Origin of the sequence: Roseovarius aestuariivivens (genome assembly GCF_004761875.1) — a bacterium.
GTDB lineage: Bacteria > Pseudomonadota > Alphaproteobacteria > Rhodobacterales > Rhodobacteraceae > Roseovarius > Roseovarius aestuariivivens.
In genome coordinates, this window is sequence record NZ_SJEY01000002.1 from 279,299 (window position 1) to 293,524 (window position 14,226).

Sequence of the window (14,226 nt, forward strand, 5' to 3'; positions counted from 1 at the left end):
GGGCGCAGTCGTCAGTTGCGCGCGATTTTCAGGTCTTCGTAGAGGTTTTTCAACACCAGAAAGTCACCGACTGCATTACAGTCGGGCACTGCGAGTTCGAGGTCACGCGCACCGATGATCCCATCTGCGGTTTTCACAAGTGCCTGCGCGGTGACATCCCGCCCGCAATTGGCTTGCGTGATCTCGGCTTCGAGGCTGATTTCCACATTTCCGTCGCGCTGCGCCATGCCGGTGGGGAACGTGTAGACCTCTGCCAGGAGTGCATCATCGAGCCTGGCATCGCCCAATTCGACCAGAAAGCCGCCCTCGCCCCGCTGTGCGGCGGTGGCGTCTCGCGCGGTGTCGCGCCAGACATGTCCTTCCTCGCCGTAGCCCGCACCGTATTCCAGCGCATGGATCTGTACGCCGCTGTAGCCTTTCCACTGCACGACATATCGGTCGTAGGCTGACAGGGTCGGAACCTTGGCATTCGCGACGGCCCCGTCACCATTGGGGAAGGCCGCAATGAAAAGCGCCTGTTGGGAAAGCGCGGGAACGGTCGCAGTCCAGACGCCGGTGTCGTCCGTCGCGCCAGAAATCATCATGCCATTGTGGTGAAGCGTGAATCGTTCGTTCAGCTTGCAGGGCGCGGCCATGTCGAGCCGCACCATTGCTGCTTCGACGGATTCTGCCGTCATCTCGACCTCGCAGGAAAAGGCCGGTGCGGCCTCTTCTGTCGGCAGATCGCGGAGCGGCGCATGATTCAGCATGGCCAATTCGACCTCGACCGGGGTTTCCGGCAGGGCCGCAGGTTGCGGCGCGGCGGCGGGTGGGGCGGGCTCGGCCCGAACCAGCGTGACCTGTTCAATCGCAAGCGGCGTTTCGACGATGGATTCCAGACTTGCAGTTGAGACAAGAGGCTCGGACGGTGTCTCGGTCTCGGACGGCGAAAACGCGACGGTGATCGGCGCGATTTCTTCGGCGGCAATTACTGTCTCTGCCTGCGCCACGGGGCTCGCGCTTACGGACGCGGCGTTCGGCTCTGTGATCTCCGCCGGCGCGGGGGCCTTTGCGCCCATCTGCATCAGCACACCGATACCGATTGCGCAGCCCAAAGTGCCGCCAGCCATCACAAGGCGTGACTTCTTTATGAATTTCAACATGGCTGTCTCCCAACCTGTTCATGGTTCGGAAACAATCCTAGGTCCGGATCGTGGCCCAGTTAGGGCAGGCTCATGGAGTCATTTGGGCTGGGCCGAGCTGGCAGATCAGGCCAGCCGACCGTGGCAATGCTTGAACTTCTTGCCCGAGCCACAGGGGCAGGTCTCGTTCCGGCCGGGATTTCCCCATGTACTTGGGTCGTCCTCTACGAAGCCCTCGGCGGGCTGACCCGCGGCAACCTCGGGCGAGGGCGCGGCAGGTTTTTCGCGATTGCCGGATTGGACCATCTGATCCCGCTTGGCCTGAATCTCTTCGATCATCCGGCGCTGCTCTTCTTCGGAAATGGGCCGGATCTGGCTAAGTTTTTGGGTCACGTCCTGACGCAGGCCATCCAGCATCGTCTCAAAAAGCTGGAACGCCTCGTTCTTGTATTCGTTGAGCGGATCACGCTGGGCGTACCCGCGAAAGCCCACGACACTGCGCAGATGCTCGAGCGTGAGGAGGTGTTCGCGCCACTTGGCGTCGATGGTCTGCAGCAGAACCTGCTTTTCGATCGTGCGCATCGTGTCGGCGCCGAAGGCTTCGGTCTTTTCCGCCATCATGTCCTCGGCGGCTTTCTCGATACGTTCGGCGACAGTCTCGTCGTCTACGCCTTCTTCATCGGCCCAGGAGATGACCGGCAGATCCATGTTCAAACGCTCGATCACGGCGGCATAGAGACCTTCCATGTTCCACTGATCGGCGTAAGTCTTGGGGGGCATGTACTGATCGACAAGGTCGTCGATCACCTCGCCGCGCATGTCCTGCACGATTTCGCTCAAGTCCTCGGCGCGCATGATGTCAAGGCGCTGCTTGAAGATGACCTTGCGCTGCTCGTTCATCACGTCGTCGAATTTCAAAAGCTGCTTACGGATGTCGAAGTTGCGCCCCTCGACCTTGGCCTGTGCGCGTTCGAGGCTTTTGTTCACCCAAGGGTGAATGATCGCTTCACCTTCCTTCATGCCAAGCGTCGAGAGCACCTTTTCAAGTCGCTCAGAGCCAAAGATACGCATCAGGTCGTCATCGAGGCTGAGAAAGAAGGCCGAACGGCCCGGGTCACCCTGGCGGCCGGAACGGCCACGCAGCTGATTGTCGATGCGACGGCTTTCATGCCGCTCGGTGGCCAGCACGAAAAGACCACCGGCCGCTTTCACCGCCTCTTCGTCAGCGGCATGCTCGGCCTCGATCTTCTTTCGGATTTCCTCGGGATCGGAGTCGGGGTTGGCGTCAAGCGCCTCCATGATCTGGAAATCGACATTGCCGCCAAGTTTGATGTCGGTACCGCGTCCGGCCATGTTCGTGGCGATGGTGACGGCGTTGAGCTTGCCGGCATCGGCAACGATCTGTGCCTCTTTCTCGTGCTGGCGGGCATTGAGAACGTTGTGTTCGACACCGGCCTTGGTCAGCAGGCCGCTGAGCATCTCGGACTTCTCGATCGAAGTCGTGCCGACCAGTATCGGTTGCCCCTTCTCGTGGGCTTCTTTGATGGTCTCGATGATCGCGTCGTACTTTTCCTTGGCGCTTCGATAGACAGCGTCGTCCTCGTCGACACGCGCGATAGGCTTGTTTGTCGGAACCTCGACCACCCCCAGACCATAAATCTGGGCGAATTCCTCGGCCTCGGTGGAGGCGGTGCCGGTCATGCCCGACAGCTTGTCGTACAGACGGAAATAATTCTGGAAGGTGACCTGCGCCAACGTCACGTTTTCGGGCTTGATGTCACAGCCTTCCTTGGCCTCGATCGCCTGGTGCAGACCGTCGGACAGACGGCGACCCGTCATCATCCGCCCAGTGAACTCGTCGATCAGAACGACGTTGCCGTCACGCACGATGTAATCGCGATCTTTCATGAAAAGCTTGTGCGCACGCAGACCCTGGTTCAGGTGGTGAACCACGGTGGTGCTTTCGGGATCATAGAGGCTCTGCTCTTCCTCCAAAAGCCCGCGCTGATGCAGAAGCTCTTCGATGAATTCGTTGCCTTCGTCGGTGAAGGTGACGTTCTTGGTTTTCTCGTCGATCTTGAAGTGTTCTTCGACCAGATCCGGGATCAGCTTGTCGATGGCGAGATATAGATCGCTCCGGTCCTGCGCCGGACCGGAGATGATGAGCGGCGTGCGTGCCTCGTCAATGAGGATCGAGTCGACCTCGTCGACAATGGCAAAGTAATGCCCGCGCTGCCGCATCTCTTCGAGTGAGCTTTTCATGTTGTCGCGCAGGTAGTCGAACCCAAGCTCGTTGTTGGTGGCATAGGCCACGTCGGCCGCGTAGGCGGCTTTTTTGTCTTCGTCCGACTGCTCGGCATGCACGACACCGGTGGTCAGGCCAAGCGCGGAATAGACTTTACCCATCCACTCGGCATCGCGGTTGGCGAGGTAGTCGTTGACCGTCACGATATGCACCGGCTTGCCGGTCAGCGCATTGAGATAGGCCGGAAACGTCGCCACAAGGGTCTTGCCCTCGCCGGTCTTCATTTCGGCGATGTTGCCCTGATGCATGAAGATGCCACCGAGAAGCTGGACATCAAAGGCTCGAAGTCCAAGCGCTCGGCGGGCCGCCTCTCGGCAATTGGCGAACGCCTCTGGCAGGATCGTATCGAGGCTTTCGCCCTCGGCGACCCGCTTTTTGAACTCGGATGTCTTTTCCTTGAGAGCCTCGTCGCTCAGAGCTTCGAATTCGGGCTCGAGCGCGTTGATCTTGTCCACCAACGGCCGCGTTGACTTGACCTTGCGATCATTCGGCGTACCGAAAACCTTTTTGGCAACCGTTCCAAGTCCGAGCATGTTCTATCCGTTCCGGTGTTTCGCCTGTTCGTGAAGGGCAATCGCTTGCCCCGGCCGCACTGCACCCCTAGAACAGGCGCAAGGGGCGGTCTTGCCTTGATCCTAAGGCGATGTAAGGGGCCGCTCAAAGAGTGTCAACGTCGCAGACCGGCCAGTGGCTTTCTGCGACCCATCGAAGGATTTTCCATGGCAAACCCGCTTTCGTCTCTCATCTCCCTGCTCTGTGCCGGGATGTTGGCCGCCGGCTCCGCCTCGGCCCAGGATGGGCCCGATCCCGGTCGTGTTCTGGCTACGGTCGACGGCACTGAGATCACGCTTGGTCACGTGATCGCCCTGCGCGCGGACCTTCCGCCGCAATATGACCAGTTTCCCGATGAACTCTTGTTTCAAGGGATCATCGATCAGCTAATTCAGCACACTCTGCTGATGAATTCGCTGGATGGAGAGGCCTCGCTCAAATCCGAGATCGAGATCGAAAACGAGACGCGCGCGATCCTGGCTGGACAGGTGATGAACCGGATCGTCAACCAGGACCCGGCAGAGGATGTTCTGCAGGATCTCTATGACAGCGTCTATCCTGCGGATATTTCCGAAACCGAATATTCAGCGGCGCATATCCTCGTGGAAACCGAGGAAGAGGCGGAAGCGTTGATCGAAGAATTGAACGACGGAGCCGATTTCGCCTCGCTAGCGCGGGAAAAGTCCATCGGGCCATCCGGCGCCGCGGGCGGCGATCTGGGCTGGTTTGGCAAGGGTGACATGGTCGACGTGTTCTTCAACGCCGTCGCGGAACTTGAACCCGAGGAAGTGTCCGAGCCGGTTCAAACGACGTTTGGCTGGCACGTTATAAGGCTGGCCGAAACGCGACAGAAAGAGCGTCCGAGCTTCGACACTGTGCGGGCTGAACTATCAGAAAGAGCACGGCAATCGGCGCTGGAAGACCACATCAAGGCGCTGCAGTCGGAGGCGGAGATCACGCGGGAGAGCACCGAGGGTCTCGACCCGTCCGTGATCCAGAATATCGACCTTTTGAGGAAGTGATCCATGGCCAAGGCCCTGCCCGTCTCACCGCTTGCGCCCGAGCGCTTTCCCGATCTGCCGGAGATCCGCGGTGTCAGCTTCGCCGCCGCTGAAGCGGGTGTGAAATATAAGGGCCGCAAGGACGTGCTGCTGATCCGGCTGGTGCCGGGCACGGCGATGGCCGGGGCGTTCACGCGGTCGGCGACACGCTCGGCGGCGGTGCTGGATTGCGAGGCCAAGATCCGCCGGCATTCGGAAGCGGGGGCGGCCATCCTGGTGAATTCGGGCAACGCGAACGCCTTTACCGGCAGGAACGGCGCGGCGGCGGTGGCGGAGGTCACGAAGGCCGTGGCAGATACGCTCGATTTACCCGAAAACAGGGTCTATTCCAGCTCAACCGGGGTGATTGGCGAGCCGTTGCCGCATGATCGGATCACCGCGGTTCTGGGCGATTTGCGCGACAACTTGTCGGGCGACGGGATAGCCGAGGCGGCCGAGGCCATCATGACGACCGACACCTTTCCCAAGGGGGCGGGGACGACCGTAATGGTGGATGGGCGCGAGGTGCATATCGCCGGGATCGCCAAGGGCTCCGGGATGATCGCGCCGGACATGGCGACGATGCTCGTCTACATCTTCACCGATGCGGTGATCGAGCGCGAGGCGTTGCAGGACATGGTCTCGGCGCTCAATGAAAAAACGTTTAATTGCATCACGGTAGACGGCGATACCTCGACCTCGGATACGTTGCTGGTGGCGGCCACGGGGGCGTCGGGGATCCGAGTGACGGACCGCAGCGTGGGCTTCATGGAAGGGTTACGCACCGTGATGCTGGACCTCGCCCACCAGGTGGTGCGGGACGGCGAGGGGGCGACGAAGTTCGTCGAGGTGTCCGTGACCGGGGCGCATTCAGATAAAGACGCGAAAATTCATGCGCTTAGTATTGCCAACTCGCCGCTGGTCAAGACGGCCATCGCGGGGGAGGATCCGAACTGGGGGCGCATCGTGATGGCGGTGGGCAAGTCGGGCGCGAAGGCGGACCGGGATGAGCTAAGTATCTGGTTTGGCGATATTTTGGTGGCCGAGAAGGGCTGGCGGAACCCCGATTACCGGGAAGAGGACGGGGCCGCCTACATGAAACGGGAAAAAATCGTTATTCATGTGGACCTTGGCCTTGGCGGGGGGACGGCGAAGGTTTGGACGTGCGACCTGACGCACGGGTATATTTCGATCAATGCGGATTACCGGTCTTGAAGGTCGTTCTGGTCTCTGCTGTGGCGCTTATCGACGTCGAGGGGCGGGTGCTTTTGGCGCAGCGGCCGCCGGGTAAGTCATTGGAAGGATTGTGGGAATTCCCCGGCGGGAAGGTAGAGCCGGGGGAGGCGCCGGAGGCGGCGCTGATCCGGGAGCTGCACGAGGAGCTGGGGATCGACACCTGGAAAAGCTGCCTGGCGCCGCTGACCTTCGCCAGCCATTCTTATGAGGAATTTCATCTACTTATGCCGCTTTTCGCCTGCCGAAAGTGGGAGGGGACCCCGCGGGGGAAGGAAGGCCAAGCGCTTAAATGGGTGCGGCCCAAGGACCTGCGGGACTACCCGATGCCCCCGGCGGACCTGCCGCTGATCCCGGTGCTGCGGGACTGGCTGTGAGGAGGGCTTTGGGGGGAGTTTTGTACAAAATGGACGTAGTTTTTTGGGGTGGGAGTCCATTTTGTACAAAAGCTTTGGGGAACAAATTCGCTTCTCCTTGTTGAAAACGCTTCGGACCGTCGCTTTACAATCTCGAAAGGTTTGGCAATCATGTTCCGTAGTGACCCGAACTGTCGGTAGCTTCAAACACTACCGAAAAGGAGCCAAATGTCCGAGATTTCATTCACTGATTTCCGAGGCTTTAAGAATCAGAGCTTCGTTAAAATTAAGCCTCTTACAGTTTTAGTTGGTGAAAATAGCGCTGGTAAAAGCTCTTTTCTGGCGGGCCTGAAGTATATAATTGATCTACTCAATATAAACTCAGAACCCTCGTTTAATTCCGATCCTTTTCAACTTGGTACGTTCCAACAGATTGCACACTTTCGGGGAGGACGAGGCGGTCGGGCGCGTGACTTTCGAATAAGACTTCGTTCGCAAGTTGACATGTCTAAGTTCTCCGTCAGTGACTTAAATGGCCGCCAAAGTTTTGATCTTTCGGCCACGTTTACTAACGCCGACTCCCAAGCATCAATTTCTACTTTAAGATTCTCCAGTGGCTCAAAAGCCTTAGAGCTTGCCGTCACATCTGACGGCGTCAAACTTGACTATGTTGGAACTCGCAATTCTCGCACTTCATTGACAAAAGAAAGTACTTTTCCACTTACAATCGTAGACTTACCAAGAATTTGGTCATACGTTTTTCAAGATTTATCTTTTAGATTTAGCCCGCATGGCAACTTGTCTGATGATACTGAAATATCAGAGAGGATTAAGACTTCTATTTTTGAGTTGGCAAGTATTGCGTCTGCCGCAGGAAGTTCATTTCGACAGATGACGCAAGCAACATCTGCGATTAGAACAAAGCCAAGTAGAACCTACACCCCAGGTGCTGAAGTCCAAGATGGTGAGGGCACGCATGTACCTTACGAAATTGCCAAACTCTACCGTTCACGATCAAAAAACAAAGATGAGTGGCAGTATTTTAAATCCGCAATTGAGGACTTTGGTACGTCTTCCGGAATGTTTAAGGAAATCTCCGTTAAGTCATTCGGAAGCACAACAAGCGATCCATTTCAAATACAATTTTCATCCGACGGTCCAAAGACCAATATCGTTGACTTAGGATATGGAACAAGTCAAGTTTTACCGATACTTTATGATATTACAAGATCTCCTAAAAGAAGCCGCTTTTTGATACAGCAACCAGAAGTACATCTCCACCCCAAGGCCCAAGCGGCACTCGGTCAATACTTTGTCGACGCATATAAGACCAGTGGCAAGACATTCGTTATTGAAACTCATAGTGACTTTATTGTTGATAGAATACGTAACGGTGTTGCTGAGGGAAAAATTTCTTTGGATGATATTTCAATTCTTTTCTTTAAAAGGAGCAAGTTGGAAAATCGTGTCGTACCAATTGAACTCGATGAGCGCGGTGATCCTGTGAATCCGCCAGATGATTATCGAAGTTTCTTCGTCGACGAACAAATGAAGATGTTAGGTCTTTAAATATTGCCGATAATAGTTGATGCCAACCGCTCAAGCGATTTCGCTCCGCCACAGTCAGAGCACGCGAAAGAAATCCTTCATCGAATTTCAACAAATAGAATGAGAATCTGCCTCGGCGGCAAACTTACTAAAGAGCTTCTAAAAACTAAAATCTCATCTTTAATTCAGGAATGGATAAGGGCCGGAAGAGCACATCGCGTCAAAGATGACGAGATTGAGGAGAGATCAAAACAATTATTGGGAAAGATAGATTCTGATGATGAGCACATTGTTGCACTAGCACAACTCACGGGTTGTAGGCTTCTTTTCTCTGACGACCAAGCGCTGATACGTGATTTCAAGAATACCCAACTGGTTTCTCCTAAGGGTAAAGTTGTAAAGTCTACAACTGAAGATAAGTTTGCCCGTCCATTATTTGAACGCTACGGCGCTTAGGCAACCGATGAGTAAGAAGACTTCATGTCCCCAAAAGCTAGCGCCGAAAAAAACCCGGTAATTACTTAGATTCATGCATTCCAAGCCGCATCAAACCAATTTGTGCTCGATCTCCCCACGCTTGAAGTTATCAAAGACGTCGCAGTCGCGGATGTCGTCGTAGGTCTCGACCGCCATGTCGTGCCCAGCACATGCACCCCTAAGACAAAAAAAGACGGCTGCCGGGAGTTACGAGGTAAGCGGCAGCCGTCTGATCGGTCGGGGCCTGCGGCGCGTTCGCCGTCAAGGCCCCGTATCCTGTGGTGTCCCGGGTCGGCTTAGAACGTGTCGGTTGCGCCGGTCAGGGTGTTGTGGTGGTGCTCATCCCACGAATGCGGGGGGTGGGTGTGATCACCGTGGTCGATGTGACCGTACTTGTTATAGGTCGGCTCGGGCATCACGGGCGCCGGTGCGGGCTCTTCCTGCTGGGCGCAGGCGGAGAGGCCGACAACAACAGCCATGGCGGAGACGAGCGTAAATTTCTTGTTCATTGAGACATTCCCTTAGGTCGTTTTTGCGTATTCACTATCTGAAGGGAGGGCAGGCAACGTCAACGGTCCTTTCGTCGAAATCCCGGAATTTTTGAGGTTTTGTTGCGATTTGTGCACGAAGATGGCCTTTGGAGCAGTTTTTGTTGCCTGATTGGGGGAAATCATCCTAGGCTGCTGTCGCGTGACGGGTTTCGAGGTCTCGTCATGCGGCTGTTGCGACATGAAGGTGCGCTTGGCTTTTGGCCAAGCGTGCTTTTTCGTTTGGGGGGGCGGACATGAAAAAGGGCCGGGAAGACCGGCCCTTGTCCTTGGGTCTCACGCGATGGGATCAGGTCAGGTTACGCTCGACCTCTTCGCGCTCGAAGATCTCGATCACGTCGCCCTCGCGGATGTCGTCGTAGTTCTCGAAGGCCATGCCGCATTCCTGACCCGACTGCACCTCGGACACTTCGTCCTTGAAGCGCTTGAGGGTCTTCAGCGTGCCTTCGTGGATCACCACGTCGTCGCGCAGGAGGCGCACCCCGGCGGAGCGGCGGGCGACGCCCTCGGTGACGAGACAGCCGGCGACCTTGCCGACACCCGTGACCTTGAAGACCTCCTTGATCTGCGCGTAGCCGATGAAGTTCTCGCGGATCTCGTTGCCCAGAAGGCCGCTGGCCGCTGCTTTGACGTCATCCACAAGGTCATAGATCACCGAGTAGTAGCGGATCTCGACGCCTTTCTGGTTGGCGCTTTGGCGGGCGGGCGCGTTGGCGCGGACGTTGAAGCCGAAGACCGGAGCCCCGGAGGCCTCGGCTAGGCCGATATCGGATTCGGTGATGGCGCCGACGCCCGAATGCAGCACGCGCACGCGGACCTCTTCGTTGCCGATCTTCTCCATCGCCTGCACGATCGCCTCGGCCGAGCCTTGCACGTCGGCCTTGACGAGGATTGGCAGTTCCTTGACGTTCTCGTTTTCCTTCGCCTGTGCGAGGAGCTGTTCGAGAGAGGTGCCTGCGCCCGCTGCGGCGCGCTTTTCCTTGGCGGCCTTTTCGCGGTATTCAGCGATCTCGCGGGCCTGCGCCTCGGTCTCGACCACGTTGAGGACGTCGCCGGCCTCCGGCGTACCGTTGAGGCCAAGGACCTCGACCGGCACGGACGGCCCGGCCTCTTTCACGCGCTCGCCCCGGTCGTTTATGAGGGCGCGGACCTTGCCGTACTGCTCGCCCACGACGAAGATATCGCCCTGATGGAGCGTGCCGCGCTGCACGAGAACGGTGGCGACGGGGCCGCGGCCCACATCGAGCTGTGCCTCGATCACGGCACCTTCGGCGGCGCGGTCGGGGTTGGCCTTGAGTTCGAGGATCTCGGCCTGAAGCGCGATGGCCTCGAGCAGTTCATCGAGACCCTGGCCGGTCTGGGCGGACACTTCGACATCCTGAACGTCGCCGGACATGGCCTCAACGACCACCTCGTGCTGCAGAAGACCGGTGCGGACCTTGTCGGGGTTCGCCTCGGGCTTGTCGATCTTGTTGATCGCAACGATCATCGGCACGCCGGCAGCCTTGGCGTGGTTGATGGCCTCGACCGTCTGGGGCATGACCGAATCGTCGGCGGCGACGACCAGCACCACGATATCGGTCACCTGCGCACCGCGGGCGCGCATGGAGGTGAAGGCCGCGTGGCCGGGCGTATCGAGGAACGACAGGGTTGTGCCACTGTCGGTCGTCACCTGGTAGGCGCCGATATGCTGAGTGATGCCGCCTGCCTCGCCCGCGACAACCTTGGCGTCGCGGATCGCGTCCAGGAGCGAGGTCTTGCCGTGGTCCACGTGACCCATGATGGTGATCACGGGCGGGCGCGGCTTGAGGTCCTCTTCCTTGTCATCGACAGAGTCGATCACGTCCTCAACGTCGGAGTCTGAGACGCGCACGACCTTGTGGCCGAATTCCTCGATGATGAGTTCGGCAGTGTCGGCGTCGATGGTCTGGTTCTGGGTAACCATCATGCCGTTGTTCATCAGCGCTTTGACCACGTCGCCGACGCGTTCGGCCATGCGGTTGGCCAGTTCACTGACCACGATGGTTTCGGGCAACTGCACGTCACGCACGACCTTCTCGCGCTCTTGCGTGCCGCCCATGGCCTTCTGGCGGGCGCGCTCTTGCTTGCGCTTCATTGCCGCCATCGATTTCTGGCGGCCGCCTTCGCCGGAAAGGGCCTGATTCAGCGTGAGTTTGCCGCCTCGGCGCCCGCCCTCGTCGCGGGCCTTGCCGCGGGTGTTGCGGTCATCGCGGTCGGTACGCTCGGGCTTGCGCGGCGCCTGTTTCGGCGCGCGATCGGGCTTGGCGCTCGGCTCGTCCGGCGGAGGTGCGGCCGCGACCTGCTCGGTCTCGGCCTCGCGCTTCTTGCGGGCCTCTTCCTCTGCCTTGGCCTTGGCGCGCTCTTCCGCCTCGCGCTGTTCGCGCTCCTTGGCCTCGGCCTCTTCGCGGCGGCGCTGCTTTTCCTCTTCGCGGGCCTTTTCCTCGGCCTCGCGCTGGGCGGTCTCTTCGGACTCGCGTTCCTTGGCGGCCGCGAGCGCCTTCATCCGGCGCTCCATTTCGACATCGGAAATACCCGCCGGCCGCTTGGACGAATCCGGCAGCGTAACGTTCTTGCCAGCCGCACCGGGCGCGGCGCCCGGCTTGGGCTTCACGATCCGTTTGCGCTTGGTCTCCACCACGACGTTCTTGGTGCGCCCATGGCTAAAGCTTTGCTTGACGCTCCCCGAACGGGGACCGCTGCGCACACCCAGAGTTTTCTTTCCGTCGTTGTCGCTCATATGGTTCAACTTCCTTTCCGGCGGGGCTTATCCCCGTCCGAGACGCGCAAGCCTTTGAGTCTTGCCGCCTCCTCTACAACACGTTCGCACAAACCGCCAGCACCCAGTGCCGCGTGGATTGTGCTTTGACGCCCGAAGGCCTGTCCCAGTTCATCTGCGCTCAGCCAGCCGATCCACGAGCCGCCATAGGGCGTGCTGAGCTTCGATTTTCCGCGCTCCGAGCCGTCATGGGCCTGGATCAGCACTTCGGCTTCTTCCTTGGCCAGCCAGTCCTTGACCCGTTCGTAGCCCGATACCGCCTGACCGCCCTTGCGCATGAGACTGATCAGATTGACGACGCGCGACGCCAACTGGGACTCGACCATCTCGATCAGATCGGGAGGCACATGCACCGCCTGCTTGGCGGCGCGCGAGAAAAGGCCCTTGGTCATCGCCTTTTCCAGCGCGTTGCGCGTTGCACTTACCCAGATACCGCGCCCAGGCAGTTTTTCAAGGACGTCCGGCACGATCTGACCCTCGGGCGACACCGCGAAACGGATCAGCCCAAACTTTGGCTGCACCTCACCTGTGGCGATGCATTTACGCTCGGGACCGTCCGTCCGGTCTTTGGGTTGCCCACCGCGCCCCATGAGATCCTGCCCGAGGCCCGAAGGATCAGGCCCCGGCCTCCTCTGTCTCGGCGTCGCCGTCTTCCTCGCCCTCGGCCGTCTCTTCGGCCTCAAGCTCTGTCGGGTCGACCCAGCCCAGCATCACGCGAGCGGTCATCACCATATCCTGCGCTTCCTCAAGCGAGACTTCGAACGGTTCCAGAAGGCCTTCGTCCTTGACGCGCTCTCCATCGACGGTTGTCCAGCCACCGGCCAGTTCCCAGTCGGCGCAGGTGGCGAAATCCTCGAGCGTTTTCACGCCGTCTTCGGCCAGCGCCAGCACCATTTGGGGTGTGAGACCCTCGAAATCAATGAGGCTGTCCTCGGCGCCAAGTTCGCGGGCCTTCTCCAGCGCCTCGCGGGCCTGTGCTTCGAGGATGTCGCGCGCGCGGGCCTGAAGCTCGTTCGCGGTTTCCTCGTCGACGCCGTCGATCACCAGAAGCTCGTCGAGATCGACATAGGCGACTTCGTCGAGATTGGTGAAGCCTTCGGAGACGAGGAGCTGGGCGAAGAATTCGTCCAGGTCGAGCGTATCCATGAAGAGCTTGGTGCGCTCTTCGAACTCTTTCTGGCGGCGTTCGCTGTCCTCGGCCTCGGTCATGATGTCGATGTCGAGACCGGTAAGCTGCGAGGCGAGGCGCACGTTCTGGCCGCGGCGGCCGATGGCCAGCGAAAGCTGATCCTCGGGCACGACGACCTCGATGCGCTCGGCCTCTTCATCGAGAACGACCTTGCTCACCTCGGCGGGCTGCAGGGCATTGACGAGGAAGGTCGGCTGATCCTCGTTCCACGGGATGATGTCGATCTTTTCGCCCTGAAGCTCGTTTACGACGGCCTGCACGCGGGAACCGCGCATACCGACGCAGGCACCGACGGGATCGATCGAGTTGTCGTAGGAAATGACGGCGATCTTGGCGCGGGAGCCGGGGTCGCGCGCCACGGCCTTGATCTCGATGATGCCATCGTAGATTTCCGGCACTTCCATCTTGAAAAGCTCGGCCATGAATTCCGGCGCTGTGCGGCTCAGGAAGATCTGCGGACCGCGCGCTTCGCGCCGCACGTCCTTGATGTAGCAGCGGATGCGGTCATTGGGGCGATAGGCCTCGCGCCCGATCTTTTCGTTGCGGCGCAGGATCGCCTCGCCCCGACCCACGTCGACGATGACGTTGCCGTATTCCTCGCGCTTGACGACACCGTTGATGATGGTGCCGGCGCGGTCCTTGAATTCTTCGTACTGGCGGTCGCGCTCGGCCTCGCGCACCTTTTGCAGGATGACCTGCTTGGCCGATTGCGCGGCGATGCGGCCCATGTCGACCGGCGGAACCTCTTCCACGAACGTATCGCCGACCTTGGGGTCTTCCAGATACTGTTTCGCCTGCTCGACGGTCATCTCGGCCTGGTAATTCTCAAGCTCGTCATCCTCGACCACCGTACGCACGCGGGTGAAGGATGCGCGGCCGGTCTTGCGGTCGATGCTGACGCGGATGTCCATTTCGGCGCCGTAGCGGGATTTCGCGGCGCGGGCGAGGCTCTCCTCCATCGCCTCGATAACGAGGCTGGGGTCGATCATCTTTTCGCGCGCCACCGCCTCGGCGGTTTGCAAAAGCTCTAGCTGGTTTGCAGAGGTGATTGCCATTGTCC

11 protein-coding genes are annotated in these 14,226 nt (G+C 59.1%); 5 read left to right on the top strand and 6 right to left on the bottom strand.

Going from position 1 to position 14,226, the window contains the following annotated elements; genetic code table 11:
* Nucleotides 1-11: 11 nt before the first annotated feature.
* Nucleotides 12-1,142, bottom strand: coding sequence for a hypothetical protein (locus EZV60_RS04745; protein ID WP_135502665.1), 1,131 nt, complete (start codon nucleotides 1,140-1,142; stop codon nucleotides 12-14).
* A gap of 105 nt (nucleotides 1,143-1,247) precedes the next feature.
* Nucleotides 1,248-3,959: a preprotein translocase subunit SecA gene (secA, locus tag EZV60_RS04750; protein WP_135502667.1), complete on the bottom strand. Its 2,712-nt coding sequence runs from the start codon at nucleotides 3,957-3,959 to the stop codon at nucleotides 1,248-1,250.
* A 186-nt stretch (nucleotides 3,960-4,145) separates the two neighbouring features.
* Here secA and EZV60_RS04755 point away from each other — a divergent pair, with 186 nt between their 5' ends.
* The 5 genes from EZV60_RS04755 (at nucleotide 4,146) to EZV60_RS04775 (ending at nucleotide 8,611) form a co-directional block, all read left to right on the top strand.
* Nucleotides 4,146-5,000 (top strand): peptidylprolyl isomerase, encoded by an 855-nt coding sequence (locus tag EZV60_RS04755; RefSeq protein WP_135502669.1) that lies wholly within the window; start codon nucleotides 4,146-4,148, stop codon nucleotides 4,998-5,000.
* A gap of 3 nt (nucleotides 5,001-5,003) precedes the next feature.
* Entirely contained in the window at nucleotides 5,004-6,233 is a 1,230-nt protein-coding gene (gene argJ, locus EZV60_RS04760; protein WP_135502671.1) for a bifunctional glutamate N-acetyltransferase/amino-acid acetyltransferase ArgJ, read from the top strand.
* Nucleotides 6,230-6,628, top strand: a complete 399-nt coding sequence (locus EZV60_RS04765; RefSeq protein WP_135502673.1) for a (deoxy)nucleoside triphosphate pyrophosphohydrolase — start codon at nucleotides 6,230-6,232, stop codon at nucleotides 6,626-6,628. The genes argJ and EZV60_RS04765 overlap by 4 nt, the downstream gene beginning before the upstream one ends.
* Before the next feature lie 207 nt (nucleotides 6,629-6,835).
* Nucleotides 6,836-8,176, top strand: a complete 1,341-nt coding sequence (locus EZV60_RS04770) for an AAA family ATPase (RefSeq protein ID WP_135502675.1) — start codon at nucleotides 6,836-6,838, stop codon at nucleotides 8,174-8,176.
* A gap of 3 nt (nucleotides 8,177-8,179) precedes the next feature.
* Complete coding sequence (locus EZV60_RS04775) at nucleotides 8,180-8,611, top strand: hypothetical protein (RefSeq protein ID WP_135502678.1); 432 nt, start codon at nucleotides 8,180-8,182, stop codon at nucleotides 8,609-8,611.
* A 317-nt stretch (nucleotides 8,612-8,928) separates the two neighbouring features.
* Here EZV60_RS04775 and EZV60_RS04780 read toward each other — a convergent pair whose 3' ends face one another.
* The 4 genes from EZV60_RS04780 to nusA all read right to left on the bottom strand — a co-directional run bounded on the left by EZV60_RS04780 (nucleotide 8,929) and on the right by nusA (nucleotide 14,221).
* On the bottom strand, nucleotides 8,929-9,141 hold the full coding sequence (locus tag EZV60_RS04780; protein ID WP_135502680.1) for a hypothetical protein: 213 nt from the start codon (nucleotides 9,139-9,141) through the stop codon (nucleotides 8,929-8,931).
* A 328-nt stretch (nucleotides 9,142-9,469) separates the two neighbouring features.
* A complete protein-coding gene (infB, locus tag EZV60_RS04785) occupies nucleotides 9,470-11,938 on the bottom strand; it encodes a translation initiation factor IF-2 (RefSeq protein ID WP_135502682.1) in 2,469 nt (822 codons plus the stop codon).
* A 5-nt stretch (nucleotides 11,939-11,943) separates the two neighbouring features.
* Nucleotides 11,944-12,567: an RNA-binding protein gene (locus tag EZV60_RS04790; RefSeq protein ID WP_135502684.1), complete on the bottom strand. Its 624-nt coding sequence runs from the start codon at nucleotides 12,565-12,567 to the stop codon at nucleotides 11,944-11,946.
* A 25-nt stretch (nucleotides 12,568-12,592) separates the two neighbouring features.
* On the bottom strand, nucleotides 12,593-14,221 hold the full coding sequence (gene nusA, locus EZV60_RS04795) for a transcription termination factor NusA (protein WP_135502686.1): 1,629 nt from the start codon (nucleotides 14,219-14,221) through the stop codon (nucleotides 12,593-12,595).
* Nucleotides 14,222-14,226: the final 5 nt, after the last annotated feature.